Here is a 12,876-nt window from a genome sequence, read left to right as displayed (position 1 = left end):
CTCGTTGGCGGGGCGGCTTCAGGCCACGGCTTCTTCACTGGCGCCGGCGCTGGCCTGCAGGGCTCGCCGGCGTTCGATGCGGTTGATCACTTCGACCAGGGCCAGCGCGCTGGCCTCGAGGATGTCGGTGCTGACCGCGCGGCCGCGGTACTCGCGACCGTCGGCCTCGATCTCGACCCGGGCCTCGCCCTGGGCGTCCTCGCCGGTGGTCAGGGCGCGGACCTGGAACTGGCGCAGGGTGACTGCGGTGCCGGTGGCGCGTTCGATGGCGGCGAAGATGGCATGGACCGGGCCGTCGCCGACTGCCGCCTCCTGCACCACGCGGCCGTCCTCGTGCGCCAGGCGCACCGAGGCGCTGGGCACCGCGTCGCGCCCGATGGCGCCCTGGATCTGCAGCGCCAGCAGCCGCCACGGGCCCTGCTCGTTGCCGGTCTGGCCGAGCGCGATGGCTTCCAGGTCGGCGTCGAAGACTTCCTTTTTCTTGTCGGCCAGGGACTTGAAGTGCGCAAACGCCTGGTTCAGGGCTGATTCGTCCAGCGCGAAGCCCAGTTCGCGCAGGCGGTCGGACAATGCAGCGCGGCCGCTGTGCTTGCCCAGCACCAGCTGAGAGCGGGATACGCCTACGTCGTCCGGGGACATGATCTCGTAGGTTTCGCGATTGCGCAGCATGCCGTGTTGGTGGATACCGCTTTCATGGGCGAAGGCGTTCTCGCCGATGATCGCCTTGTTGCGCGCGACCGCCGAGCCGGTCACCGCGACCAGCTGCCGCGAGGTCGGGTACAGCCGCTTCGTGTTGACCCGGGTGCCGACACCGTAGAACGGCGCGCGGGTGCGCAGGGCCATGACGATCTCTTCCAGCGCGGCATTGCCGGCGCGCTCGCCGATGCCGTTGATGGTGCACTCGACCTGGCGCGCGCCGTTCTGCACGGCGGCCAGCGAGTTGGCCACGGCCATGCCGAGATCGTCGTGGCAGTGGCAGGAGAGGATGGCCTTCTCGATGCCACGGACGTGCTCGCTCAGATACTTGAACAGCGCGCCGTACTCCTCCGGTACCGCGTAGCCGACCGTGTCCGGCACGTTCAGGGTGCGCGCACCGGCCTCGATCGCGGCGCTGAACACATCGGCGAGGTAGGCCGGATCGGAGCGCGAGGCGTCCTCGGCGGAGAACTCCACGTCGTCACAGTACTGGCGAGCCAGTTCGACGCCGGCCGCCGCCGCGTCCAGTGCCTCGGCCCGGCTCATGCGCAGCTTGTGCGCCAGATGGATGTCGGAGGTCGCGATGAAGACGTGGATGCGGCCTTTCTCGGCGGGTTCCAGAGCGGCGGCAGCTCGCTCGATGTCGTTGCGCTGGCAGCGCGCCAGCGCCGCGACGCGCGGGCCGCGCGCCTCGCGGGCGATCGCCTGCACCGCCGCGAAGTCGTCCGGGCTGGCCGCGGCGAAGCCGGCTTCGATCACGTCGACGCCCAGCTCGCTCAGGGCGCGGGCAATGGTCAGCTTCTGCGGCGTGGTCATCGAGCAGCCGGGCGACTGCTCGCCATCGCGCAGGGTCGTGTCGAAAATGCGTACGAAATCCTCTGATACGCCGCTCACGCCACACCCCCTTGCGCGACAGACACGCGCTCCGGAATACCCAGGAAGCTCATCCCCCGGCGCTGGCGCAGGGCGATGCGCGACAGCTCCGGCGCCGGGTCGGGCTGCGCGGGCAGGGCAAAGGCCGGGCGGACGATGTCCAGGCTCACCTCACGCACTTCCATCAGACGCTGCAGCTGGCGCACCAGCACCTCGGCCGGCCGCGCGGTGTTGCCCAGTGCCACCTTGATCCGCTGCGACGTGCCCTGCGGGGTGACACTCAGCGATTCGATGCGGAAACCGCGACGCTCGATGGTGCCGAGCAGGCGCAGCAGGGCACCTTCGGTCTGGGCGATGGTCAGGTTCAGTTCCAGCATGGCGGCGGTCCTCGTGGCTCAGGCAGCGGGCGTGGACGCGGGCGGGGCAGCGTCCATCATCTTGTGGTTTGGGGTGTTCGGCGGCACCAGCGGCCAGACGTTGGCCTTGGGGTCGATACGAACGTGGAGGAGGAAAGGGCCGTCCGTGGCAAACAGATGCTTGAGGGCGTCCTCGACCTGGTCGCGGCGCTCGATGCTCGCCGCCTCGATGCCGAAGGCACGGGCCAGCACGGCGAAATCCGGGTTGTCGGACAGGTCGATCTCGGAATAGCGCTCGGCGAAGAACAGCTCCTGCCACTGGCGCACCATGCCCAGCGCGCTGTTGTCGAGCAGGATGATCTTCACCGGCACCTGGTAGCGGCGCAGGGTCGCCAGCTCCTGGATGTTCATCATGATCGAGCCGTCGCCCGACACGCAGACCACCGGCCGCTCGGGCATGCCGATCGCCACGCCCATCGCGGCGGGCACGCCGAACCCCATGGTGCCGAGGCCGCCCGAGGTCAGGTGCTGGTGGATCGAGCGATGGATGCAGTGCTGCGCCACCCACATCTGGTGCTGGCCGACATCGCAGGCGACCACGGTATTGGCCGGGGCGATCTCGCTCATCCGGCGCAGCAGGGCGGGAGCGTAGATGTCCTCCCCGGGCGCGTCGTAGCGCGGCTGCGACTCCGCCCGGCGCTCGGCGCACAGCGCCTGCCAGTCGGCGATCTGCGGGCGGCAGTCCAGCTGGGGCAGCAGTTCGGTCAGGGTGCCGAGCAGGTGCACATGGGCATAGCGCAGCTTTGAGATCTCCGCGGCGTCGGTATCGAGATGGATGACCTTGGCGTGCGGGGCGAACTCGGCCAGCTTGCCGGTGGCCCGGTCGTCGAAGCGCGCGCCGACGCAGATCAGCAGGTCGCACTCCTGAACACCGAGGTTCGCCGCACGGCTGCCGTGCATTCCGAGCATGCCGAGGAACTGCGGGTGATCGGTGGGGACCCCGCCCAGCCCCTTCAGCGTGCTGACCACCGGGATGCCGGTGTCCTCGGCCAGCCTGCGCAGGGCCGGCTCGGCGCCCGCGACGCCGACGCCGTAGCCGGTGTAGAGCAGCGGGCGCTGCGACTGCTGGATCAGGGTGCGGGCGCGCTGCACGGCGGCGCGGTCGATCGGTGTCGCCGGCTCGCTCGGCGAGGTCGCGGCGCCGGTCCAGTCGACCTCGGCCACGGCGACGTCCTTCGGCAGGTCGATCAGCACCGGGCCGGGACGGCCTTCGCGGGCGATGCGAAAGGCCTCGCGCACGGTGGCGGCAATGTCGCGTGCGTCGCGGATGACCCAGCTGTGCTTCACGATCGGCAGGGTGATGCCGAAGATATCGACTTCCTGGAAGGCATCGGTGCCCATCAGGTGGGAGGGCACCTGACCGGTGATGGCGACCATCGGCACAGAGTCCAGATAGGCGTCCGCGATGCCGGTGACCAGGTTGGTGGCGCCGGGACCGCTGGTCGCCATGCACACGCCGACCTCGCCGCTGGCCCGGGCATAGCCGTTGGCCGCCAGCGCTGCGCCTTGCTCATGGCGGACCAGGATGTGGCGGATCGGCGAGTCCACCAGCGCGTCGTAGACCGGCATGATCGCCCCGCCCGGATAGCCGAACACCGTGCGTACGCCTTCCGCTTCCAGCGCGCGGAGCAGGGCGTCGGCTCCACGGATACGGGGCGTGGTGGCGGGCGTTGGCTGGGCGTGTGTGCTCATGGCTGGATCTGTTCGACTCTCTTGGCGGTGGCAGCCGTTCGTCCTGAGGTATCGAAGGACGGACGGCTTCGCTGCGCCCGTTCACCCTTCGATACCTCAGGGCGAACGGGCAGCGGTACGGGCCTCAGCTTGCAACCGCCTTCGGCTTGGCCTTGCCTTGTGCTGCTTCCTGCAGCCAGGGCATGCGTGCGCGCAGCTTCTTGCCAACCACTTCGATGGGATGCTCCAGGTCCTTCTGCTTGAGGGCGTCGTAATTGGCACGGCCAGCCTTGTGCTCGGCCACCCACTGGCGGGCGAAGGTGCCGTCCTGGATTTCGCGCAGGATGGCGCGCATCTGCTCGCGGGTATGCGCATCGACGACGCGCGGGCCGCGGGTCAGGTCGCCGTACTGGGCGGTCTCGGAGATGAACTCGTGCATGCGTGCGAAGCCGCCTTCCCAGAGCAGGTCGACGATCAGCTTCAGCTCGTGCAGCACCTCGAAGTAGGCGACCTCGGGCTGGTAGCCCGCTTCGACCAGGGTCTCGAAGCCGACCGCGACCAGCTCGGTGGCGCCGCCGCAGAGCACGGCCTGCTCGCCGAACAGGTCGGTCTCGGTTTCTTCGGCGAAGTTGGTTTCCATCACCCCGCCGCGGGTGCCGCCGATGCCGTGGGCGTAGGCCAGGGCCAGCTCCTTGGCCTTGCCGGTGGCGTCCTGGAAGACCGCCATCAGCGAGGGCACGCCGCGACCTTCCTCATACTGGCGGCGCACCAGGGCGCCGGGGCCCTTGGGCGCGACGAGGATCACGTCGAGGTCCTTGCGCGGGCTGATCTGCTTGTAGTGGACGTTGAAGCCGTGGGCGAACAGCAGGGCGGCGCCTTCGCGCGCCAGCGGTGCGATGTGCTTCTCGTACAGCTCGGGCTGCTGCATGTCCGGGGTCAGCAGGGCGATCAGGTCGGCGGTCGGGATGGCCCGCTCGGGCGTGTCCACCGCCAGGCCATCGGCCTTGGCCTGGTCGAAGCTCTTGCCCGGGCGCGCGGCGACGACGACGGTCATCCCGCTCTCGTGCAGGTTCCGCGCGTGCGCGCGGCCCTGGCTGCCGTAGCCGTAGATGACGATGGTGCGGCCACGCAGGGCGTCGGGATTGGCGTCGTTGATTCCGTAGTACTGCATGGCAAAGCTCCGTGTTAAGTAGGTGAGTGCTGGTTCAGAAGCGCGGGGCGGGGAAAGCGGTGGAGGCGCCGGTCGAGGCCGAGCTGACCGCGGCGGCGAACTTGGCCAGCGCGCCGGAGCGCGGCGGCGGCGAGGGCGGCGACCATTCGTTCGGGCGCGATGCGAGGTCGGCATCGGTGGACAGCGTGCGCGCCTCGACGTCGATCACGATGCGGTCGCCGTCGCGCAGACGGCCGATCGGTCCGCCCAGCGCGGCCTCCGGGCAGATGTGCCCGACCATGAAGCCGTAGGTGGCGCCGGAGAAGCGGCCATCGGTGATCAGGGCGATATCACCGCCCAGGCCCTGTCCGACCAGGGCCGCGGTGACTGCCAGCATCTCGCGCATGCCCGGGCCGCCGACCGGGCCTTCGCCGCGGATCACCACGACGTCGCCAGCGACGATCTCGCGGCGCTGCACGGCGGCGAAGCAGGCCTCCTCACCGTTGAACACTCGGGCGCGACCCTCGAAGCGCAGGGCATCGTGCCCGGCCAGCTTCACCACGCAGCCTTCCGGGGCGATGTTGCCGTAGCAGATGCCAAAGCCGCCGCGCGCCTTGACCGGCGCCTCGCAGGAATAGATGACCTTCTGCTTCGGGGTCTCCTCGGCGCGGTCGATCTCGCTGAACAGGGGGTTTCCGCTGACGGTCGGCTGATCGACGATCTTTCCCGCGGCGCGCAGGCGCTCGCCCAGCAGGCGCGAGCCACCGGCCAGGTACATGTCCGGGGCCATGAAGCGACCACCGGGCTTGAGGTCGGTGATCACCGGCGTGTCGCGGCTGATGCTGTCGAACTGGTCGATGTCGAACTCGACGCCGGCCTCGCGGGCGATGGCCAGCAGATGGAGGATGGCATTGGTGGAACCGGCGGTGGCGGTGACCGCGACGGCCGCGTTGCGCACCGATTCGGCGGTGATGAACTGCCGCGCGTTGATGCCTTCCTTCACCATCTGCACCGCGCGCTCGCCGCACCAGCGCGCGGCGGGCTTCTTCGCCGGGTCCGGCGCAGGAATATCGTTCAGGCCCATCGGCGCGAGGCCCAGGAAGGTGCTGGCCAAAGCCATGGTGTTGGCGGTGAACTGGCCGCCGCAGGCGCCGGCGCCCGGGCAGGCGGTCTTCTCGATCGCGGCCAGTTCCTCATCATCGATCTTGCCGGCCGCGTGCGCGCCGACCGCCTCGAACACGTCCTGAATCGTCGTCGCCTGGTCCTTGTGGCAGCCGGGCAGGATCGAGCCGCCGTAGAGCATCAGCCCGGGCAGGTCGAGGCGCGCCAGCGCCATCGCCGCGGCGGGGATGGTCTTGTCGCAGCCGCAGAGCACCACCAGGCCGTCCAGGCAGTGGCCGCGCACGGCCAGCTCGATGGAGTCGGCGATCACCTCACGCGAGGCCAGCGAGGCGCGCATGCCCGGCGTGCCCATCGCGATGCCGTCGGTGACCGCGATGGTATTGAACTCGATCGGCGTGCCACCGGCCGCCTCGATGCCGGCGCGCACTTCGGCGGCCAGTTCGCGGTGGTTGATGTTGCAAGGAGAGACGTCCGACCAGTTGTGGATCACCGCGACCAGCGGCTTGGCGATGGCGGCGTCATCCAGCCCGGTCGCGCGCAGCATGGCCCTTGCGGGGGCGCGGTCCGGTCCGGTCTTGATGGCATCGCTTTGCATGGATTCGGGGTTCCTCGGTGTCGTCTGCAACGTTTTCGGGGGCCCATCAAGCAGAAACCCCGCACTGGTTGCCCGGTGCGGGGTTTCGGTTTTGTCTGGGTCTGCTGTCGCTCAGGCCAAACTCGCCGCTCCGCACCGTTGTCGGCTAATAAGGAGTACGAGTACGAGCGCGAGCAGGCCGTCGAGCTTCTGCCCGATAGCTTGCAGGTGGAACGCTCTGTTCAGTGCGGCGGAGGTCATGGGTCTATGCTGTGCCGCAACAAAGAACGTTGTCAAGTGGTTTTTCACGGGCCTGCCATGATTTCCCGTGAAACCGATTAAGTGACTGATAGACAGAGCGTTATTCTTGGCGTGGCAGGCCTGAATCCGCTTGACGATTGCCTGCGCTGACGCAGCTCGGGCCACTGAACGACGGGATCCGCCTTGGTCGGTGAGGCCTTGAGGCAAGGTCGGGTTCAACCCATCGGCGCTTCGCGAACGGCGGCGCGAAGGCGGATGCGGCGTTGGAGTGCATCCACCACCCTCAGTCCAGCACGGCGCAAATGCGAAGGAAGGGCGAGAAGTTCGCATTCGCCACGGTTCATCAAATGGGCCGATATTCTGTGGGAGTGCCCTTGGGCGCGACCGCGGAGTTCCGCTCTGGCCGCGGTCTGTGGTGAATCCGTAGCGCTGCGGTCGCGCCGGAGGGCACTCCCACAATTTGACTGCGGCAAGGCCTGCTTTGCAGCGCAAACCGGACCTGGCAGCGACGTTGCGTGTAGGAGCCAGCTTGCTGGCGATCGTTCCGTCCGGGGTGCCTATCGCCAGCAAGCTGGCTCCTACAGCGGGGCCGGGGCGAATGCGAACTTCGCGCCCAGACTCCGCATTGGCCGGGCTCAGCCCGGCAGCGTGCGGCAGCCCAGCGCGGTGAGAAGGTCGTGCATCGCGGGAACGGAAGCCAGCCAGGGCGCGAAGATGGTCAGGAGGCCCGCCGCGATCAGCGCAGCGCCGGCCAGAGTTTTTGCGGGTGGCTGTCGCAGCCAGCCGATCAGCCGCGATCCGCTCCAGGTCAGGGGCAGCATGGTGGCCCAGGTGCCAAGGCCGAAGGCGAGCATCAGCAGGCCGCCCTGCAGCGGATCGACGGTCAGCCATGCCGCACCCAGCATGGTGGCGCTGAGGCCGCACGGCATCCAGCCCCAGAGCGCGCCCAGGGCCAGCTGGCGGATCGGCGTATCGGCGGGAATCAGATGCCGCTTCAGCGGTCCCAGCTTGCCCCACAGCCGCTGGCCCGCGCCGGCCGCGAAGCGCAGCCGCGGCCACAGCACGCGCAGGCCAGCCAGCATCAGGACGACGCCGACGCCCATGCGCAGCGCCAGCTGCAGCGACTCGAACCGGGCGAGGCTGAGCAGGCCTGCGCCCAATCCACCAACCAGCGCGCCGGCCAGCGCATAGCCGAGCACGCGACCGAGATTGAGCCGGAGCGCCGCGGCGAAGGGCTGCCCTTTCGGGAACGTCGCACTGAGTCCGGTAGCGATTCCGCCGCACATGGCCACGCAGTGCAGTCCGCCGAACACGCCGGCGAGGGCGGCGCCGGACAGGACCAGCCAGTCGATCACCCGGTGTGGTCGCCGTTGCTTGAGGCAGGGGCCGCGCCCCGTCGCGGCAGCGGCTTCGACTCATCGGCCAGCACGTCGACGGCCGGCGTGTCGAGATCGTCGAACTGGCCGCGACGCACCGCCCAGATGAAGGCCCAGACGGCGATGCCCAGCAGCACCAGGCTGATCGGAATCAGGACGACAAGGATGCGCATGGGCTGAGCTTATACCCGGCCCGCGAGCGGGGTCCTGTCCAGCGCCACGGCTGTATCGGCGTCCACGGGCGCACGCGGCGCGTCCGCAACCGGCCGTGTTCCGGAATGGGTGGAACGGTGTGATGTGACGCGCTGCAGGCGCAGCGCATTCAGGGTGACCCCGAGCGAGGAGGCCGTCATGCCGAGGGCGGCCAGCCAGGGCGCCACCCACCCGGCCATTGCAAACGGCAGGGCGACCACGTTGTAGGCGAGCGCCCAGGCGAGGTTCTGCCGCAGCACGCGGCGCGCGCGGCGGGCGAGGGCGAGCGTCTGCGGGATGCGGGTCAGGGCGCCTTGCAGCACCACGAGATCGGCGGCGCGGTGGGCGATGGACGAACCGTCGGACAGCGCGAAGGAGATATCGGCACCGGCGAGCACCGGGGCATCGTTGATGCCATCGCCGATCATCGCCACCCGGTAACCCTTGGCCTGCAGGGCGCGGACCCGGGCCAGCTTGTCCTCGGGGAACTGCCGCGCGGTCCAGGCCTCGACGCCCACGGCTTCGGCCACCTCGCGTACCGCCTGCTCCCCGTCGCCGCTGGCGATGTGCAGCGCCACGCCGAGCCGGCGCAGTTGCCCGATGGCCTCCAGCGCGTCCTCGCGCAGCGCGTCGCGGACCTCGAAGCGGCCCAGCGCTCGACCCTCGTCATCGCCGAGCCAGAGCGCGCCATCGTCCTCTCCACTGCAGGCAAAGTCGGCCCGGCCGAGCCGCAGGGACTGCCCCTGCACCCGGCCGCTGACGCCCAGGCCGGCGTGGACGGCCACGTCGCTGGCCTCGGGGACGAGGCCCACGTGTTCGAACGCGCGCGCCAAGGGATGCCCGCTGGCGCGCTCAAGTGCCGCCGCCAGTCTGCGCACCTGATCGCGGGTCAGCTCCCCGAAGGCCTCGCAGCGAAGCAGGGTGGGCGCGCCCGCGGTCAGCGTGCCGGTCTTGTCGAGGACCACGCAGTCGACACTGGCCAGGCGCTCAAGCGCATCGGGGGTGAGACTCAGCACGCCGCTGCGTGACAGTCCGGACTGCGCAGCGGCGATCCCGGCAGGCACCGCCAGAGACAGGGCGCAGGGACAGCTGACGACGAGCACGGCCAAGGTGACGGCAAAGGCTCGCGAAGGGTCGAGCCACCACCACACCAAGGCGGTCAGCGCCGCGGCGACGAACAGCACCAGCACGAAATGGTGGGCGAGGCGCTCGGCCCAGCGGGCCAGCGGCGGCCGGTGCTCCTGCGCGCGCTCGATCGTCTGCACCAGTCGCGACAGCCGCGTGTCACTGCCCACGCGGGTGACCCGAAGGCGGACCGGCCTGCCAAGGCACTGGCTGCCCGCGAGCACCTCCTCGCCGGCCGCGCGAGCGACCGGGCGCGATTCGCCGCTGACCAGGGCCTCGTCGAAGTCGCCCGGCTCCAGCAGCACGCCGTCAGCGGGCAGGGCCTCGCCGGCGCTGACCTGCAGGACGTCGTTGGGATTGAGCCCGGCCAGCGGCACGCATTCGACGCCGCCGTCGGCATCAAGCCGGGTGGCGCTGCCCGGCTGGGCGCGGGCCAGGCGCTCGACCACCGCCTGCGAGCGCTGCCGGGCGAAGCGCTCAAGCGCGCGCGCGGCGAGCAGGAAGAAAACGAACATCACCGCGGCATCGAACCAGACGTCCGGTCCGCCACGCACGGTCTCGATGGCGCTGGCCGCCCAGGCCAGCAGCACCGAGCTGGCGATCAGGCTGTCCATGCCGGCGTGCCGGGCGCGCAGCTCGCGCAGCATGCCGGCGATGAACGGCCAGCCGCTGTAGAAGACCACCGGCGTAGAGACCAGCAGGGTGATCCAACGGAAGAAGTCGCGGGTGGCCGGATCCATCGCGCGGTCGAAGTCGAGGTACAGCGCTTCGGCCAGCATCATCGCCTGCATGGCGCCGAGCGCGGCCACGCCAAGGCGGATCATCAGGCTGCGCTGCTCGCGGCGGCGGGCGTCCTCGCGGGCCGGGTCAGGCGCGAGATGCACGCGGTAGCCGAGCTCCGCCAGGCGTTCCAGCAGGCGGCTCAGCGCTATCTCCTCAGGATGCCAGCGCAGACGGATGCGTCCGGTCACGGCATTGACGCCCACCTGCTCGACGCCGGGCTCGCGCTGCAGGGCGCGATCGATCAGCCAGGCGCAGGCGGCACAGCGCATGTCGTCGCTGACCACGGTGATCTCGCGCAGCCCGGGCGAGCCGTCCACCGTTCGGCAGTGTTCGGCGAGGATGTCCTCGCGGTCCCACAGGGCCAGCGACTCCGCGCGCGATCGGCCGGCCGGCTGGCTGCGCAGACGGTAGTAGTCGGCGAGCCCGGCGTCGCGGATGAAGCGCGCGGCCGCCGCGCAGCCGGCGCAGCAGAAATCACGCGGCTCGCCGTCCAGCGTGAGCCGCTCGGGACGCGCCGGCAGCGGCTCACCGCAGTGGTGGCAGCCGGCCATTCGCGGCTCAGCCATGGCCGAATCGGGGGGACAGCACCGCAATGCCCGAGTGGCCGCGCAGCTCGCCATCGAGCCGCCAGCTGGCATCCGATGCGCGCAGGACGAGGCGCCAGTGGTCGGCGACGGGCAGGTCGATCCGGGCCGTCCACACCGATCCGTCACGCTGCAGGGCGATGTGACGGTCCAGCTTCGAGTTGGACGGATGCTCGAAATGCAGGGAGAGGGCGTCGTCGGCCTCCCCTGCGCCCAGCAGCTGCAGCTGCAGCGCGCCATCCTCGACGCGCAGCGAGGCACTCAGGCCGCGGCGCAGCGCCTGTGCATCGGCCCTCATGTCGGTCTGTTGCACCTGCGCCATGCGCCGCACGGCATCGCTGCTGGCATCGAGCTGGCCGGCGCGGATCGCGATGCCGAGGGTGACCAACCCGGCCACGACGACCACCGCGGGCAGCCCCCAGACCAGCAGCAGCATCGGTTCGAAACGACGCGGGGTTTCGTGGGAACGATCAGAAGTGTTCATCGGCTGCCCTCCTCGGGAGCGAAGAATCGGGCCACGTGGGTGACGCTCAGCCGGGCGTCGTCGAGCCCGGTGACGCGCAGTTCGATGTCACGCCTTCCGCCGGGTCCGCCGGCGGGCGCGGTCAACGTCAGCGGCAGGCTGGCGACCTCCTCGGCCTCCACCCGCACGTCGAGCGGCCCCCCGACGACCTCGGCCGCGCCGCCCGCCACCTCGACGCGCAGGCGGACCGGCGCGCCCTGCTTGTTGACCAGCTTCAGGGTGTAGGCGTTCTCGATCCGGCCATCCGGGGCGACGCGATACAGCGCGTTGCGGTCACGAAGCACGTCGACCAGCAGGGGCTCGCGGTTGAAGACGCCGTACAGCCAGCCGAGGCAGATCAACGCCAGCAGGGTCCCGTAGGCGAGGACACGCGGACGCAGCACCTTCGATGGCTTGCCGTCCACCGCGTTCTGCGTCGTGTAGCGGATCAGTCCGCGCGGATAGTCCATCCGCTCCATCACCGAGTCGCAGGCGTCGATGCAGGCGCCGCAGGCGATGCATTCGTACTGCAGGCCATTGCGGATGTCGATGCCGGTGGGGCAGACCTGCACGCACAGCGTGCAGTCGATGCAGTCGCCGAGCTGCTCGCGCTTCAGCGGCCCGCGTTCGGGCAGCGGCTTGCCGATGTCCAGCGCGCCCGTGGTCAGCCGCGCGGCGGCCTGCCGGTCGGCCGCGCTGCGCCGCCCGGCGGCGCGGACCAGTTCCTCGTGGGCCCGCTCGGGCGAGAGCAGGCCGCGGGCCCGCTCCAGCACCGAGGCCAGCGCGCCGCGCTTGCGCGGCCCGCGGGGTTCGCCGCGCAGCGGGTCATAGCTGATGATCAGGGTGTTGCGGTCGAACATCGCGCCCTGGAAGCGCGCATAGGGACACATGTACTTGCAGACCTGCTCGCGCAGCACGCCGGCATTGCCCCAGGTGGCCAGCGAGTAGAACAGCACCCAGAACGTCTCCCAGGCACTCCACTCAAGCGTCAGCAGGCGCGCGCCGAGGTCCTGGATCGGGGTGAAGAAGCCGACGAAGGTGAAACCGGTCCATAGCGCGAAAAGCAGCCAGATGAGGTGCTTGCTGCCCTTGCGACGGACCTTCTCGGCACTCCACGGCCCGGCGTCGAGCTTGATGCGCTTGTGACGGTCGCCCTCGGTCCAGCGCTCCATCCACAGGAACACCTCGGTCCATACCGTCTGTGGACAGGCATAGCCGCACCACAGGCGTCCGGCCACCGCGGTGAAGAAGAACAGGGACAGCCCGGCCATGATCAGCAGCAGGGCGAGGAAGATGAAGTCCTGCGGCCAGAAGGCGAGGCCGAAGACATAGAACTTGCGCGCCGGCAGGTCGAACAGCACCGCCTGGCGTCCATCCCAGGTGAGCCACGGAAACAGGTAGTACATGCCCAGCAGCCAGAACAAGGCGGCAGTGCGCAGTCGCGTGAAGCGGCCCTGCACGTCGCGCGGATAGACCTTGCGCTCGGACACGTACATCGCGCCGTCGTCAGGGTCGAGCGTGCTGGGAATCTGCTTGCTCATCTCGGTGTGG

General features: G+C 69.9%; 10 protein-coding genes. All 10 read right to left on the bottom strand.

The window, feature by feature from the left end; all coding sequences use genetic code 11:
- Positions 1-18 precede the first annotated feature (18 nt).
- The 10 genes from M0G41_RS03690 to M0G41_RS03645 all read right to left on the bottom strand — a co-directional run bounded on the left by M0G41_RS03690 (position 19) and on the right by M0G41_RS03645 (position 12,866).
- On the bottom strand, positions 19-1,590 hold the full coding sequence (locus M0G41_RS03690; protein ID WP_248205138.1) for a 2-isopropylmalate synthase: 1,572 nt from the start codon (positions 1,588-1,590) through the stop codon (positions 19-21).
- The gene (locus M0G41_RS03685; RefSeq protein ID WP_248205136.1) at positions 1,587-1,946 is read right to left on the bottom strand and encodes an ACT domain-containing protein; all 360 of its coding nucleotides are present in this window, start codon (positions 1,944-1,946) and stop codon (positions 1,587-1,589) included. The genes M0G41_RS03690 and M0G41_RS03685 overlap by 4 nt, the downstream gene beginning before the upstream one ends.
- A gap of 18 nt (positions 1,947-1,964) precedes the next feature.
- On the bottom strand, positions 1,965-3,677 hold the full coding sequence (gene ilvG / locus M0G41_RS03680; protein ID WP_248205134.1) for an acetolactate synthase 2 catalytic subunit: 1,713 nt from the start codon (positions 3,675-3,677) through the stop codon (positions 1,965-1,967).
- Between the two features lie 124 nt (positions 3,678-3,801).
- Positions 3,802-4,827, bottom strand: coding sequence for a ketol-acid reductoisomerase (ilvC, locus tag M0G41_RS03675; protein WP_248205132.1), 1,026 nt, complete (start codon positions 4,825-4,827; stop codon positions 3,802-3,804).
- 34 nt (positions 4,828-4,861) lie between these two features.
- Positions 4,862-6,523, bottom strand: coding sequence for a dihydroxy-acid dehydratase (ilvD, locus tag M0G41_RS03670; RefSeq protein WP_248205130.1), 1,662 nt, complete (start codon positions 6,521-6,523; stop codon positions 4,862-4,864).
- Positions 6,524-7,398: 875 nt separating this feature from the next.
- Positions 7,399-8,118 carry a sulfite exporter TauE/SafE family protein gene (locus tag M0G41_RS03665; protein ID WP_248205128.1) on the bottom strand — a complete coding sequence of 240 codons (720 nt, stop codon included), beginning with the start codon at positions 8,116-8,118 and terminating at the stop codon, positions 7,399-7,401.
- The gene (gene ccoS / locus M0G41_RS03660) at positions 8,115-8,312 is read right to left on the bottom strand and encodes a cbb3-type cytochrome oxidase assembly protein CcoS (RefSeq protein ID WP_248205126.1); all 198 of its coding nucleotides are present in this window, start codon (positions 8,310-8,312) and stop codon (positions 8,115-8,117) included. The genes M0G41_RS03665 and ccoS overlap by 4 nt, the downstream gene beginning before the upstream one ends.
- Positions 8,313-8,321: 9 nt before the next feature.
- The gene (locus tag M0G41_RS03655; protein ID WP_248205125.1) at positions 8,322-10,805 is read right to left on the bottom strand and encodes a heavy metal translocating P-type ATPase; all 2,484 of its coding nucleotides are present in this window, start codon (positions 10,803-10,805) and stop codon (positions 8,322-8,324) included.
- Positions 10,798-11,307, bottom strand: a complete 510-nt coding sequence (locus M0G41_RS03650; RefSeq protein ID WP_248205122.1) for a FixH family protein — start codon at positions 11,305-11,307, stop codon at positions 10,798-10,800. The genes M0G41_RS03655 and M0G41_RS03650 overlap by 8 nt, the downstream gene beginning before the upstream one ends.
- Positions 11,304-12,866, bottom strand: a complete 1,563-nt coding sequence (locus tag M0G41_RS03645) for a 4Fe-4S dicluster domain-containing protein (protein WP_248205120.1) — start codon at positions 12,864-12,866, stop codon at positions 11,304-11,306. The genes M0G41_RS03650 and M0G41_RS03645 overlap by 4 nt, the downstream gene beginning before the upstream one ends.
- Positions 12,867-12,876: the final 10 nt, after the last annotated feature.

Origin of the sequence: Pseudomarimonas salicorniae, from assembly GCF_023156535.1 — a bacterium.
Classification (GTDB): Bacteria; Pseudomonadota; Gammaproteobacteria; order Xanthomonadales; family Xanthomonadaceae; genus Pseudomarimonas; species Pseudomarimonas salicorniae.
This window is presented reverse-complemented; position numbering and strand designations above follow the sequence as displayed.

Coding starts and splice junctions, on each gene's coding strand:
- M0G41_RS03685 (WP_248205136.1), bottom strand. CDS start 1,946: ATGCTGGAACTGAACCTGACCATCGCCCAGACCGAAGGTGCCCTGCTG.
- ilvG (WP_248205134.1), bottom strand. CDS start 3,677: ATGAGCACACACGCCCAGCCAACGCCCGCCACCACGCCCCGTATCCGT.
- ilvC (WP_248205132.1), bottom strand. CDS start 4,827: ATGCAGTACTACGGAATCAACGACGCCAATCCCGACGCCCTGCGTGGC.
- ilvD (WP_248205130.1), bottom strand. CDS start 6,523: ATGCAAAGCGATGCCATCAAGACCGGACCGGACCGCGCCCCCGCAAGG.
- ccoS (WP_248205126.1), bottom strand. CDS start 8,312: ATGCGCATCCTTGTCGTCCTGATTCCGATCAGCCTGGTGCTGCTGGGC.
- M0G41_RS03655 (WP_248205125.1), bottom strand. CDS start 10,805: ATGGCTGAGCCGCGAATGGCCGGCTGCCACCACTGCGGTGAGCCGCTG.
- M0G41_RS03650 (WP_248205122.1), bottom strand. CDS start 11,307: ATGAACACTTCTGATCGTTCCCACGAAACCCCGCGTCGTTTCGAACCG.
- M0G41_RS03645 (WP_248205120.1), bottom strand. CDS start 12,866: ATGAGCAAGCAGATTCCCAGCACGCTCGACCCTGACGACGGCGCGATG.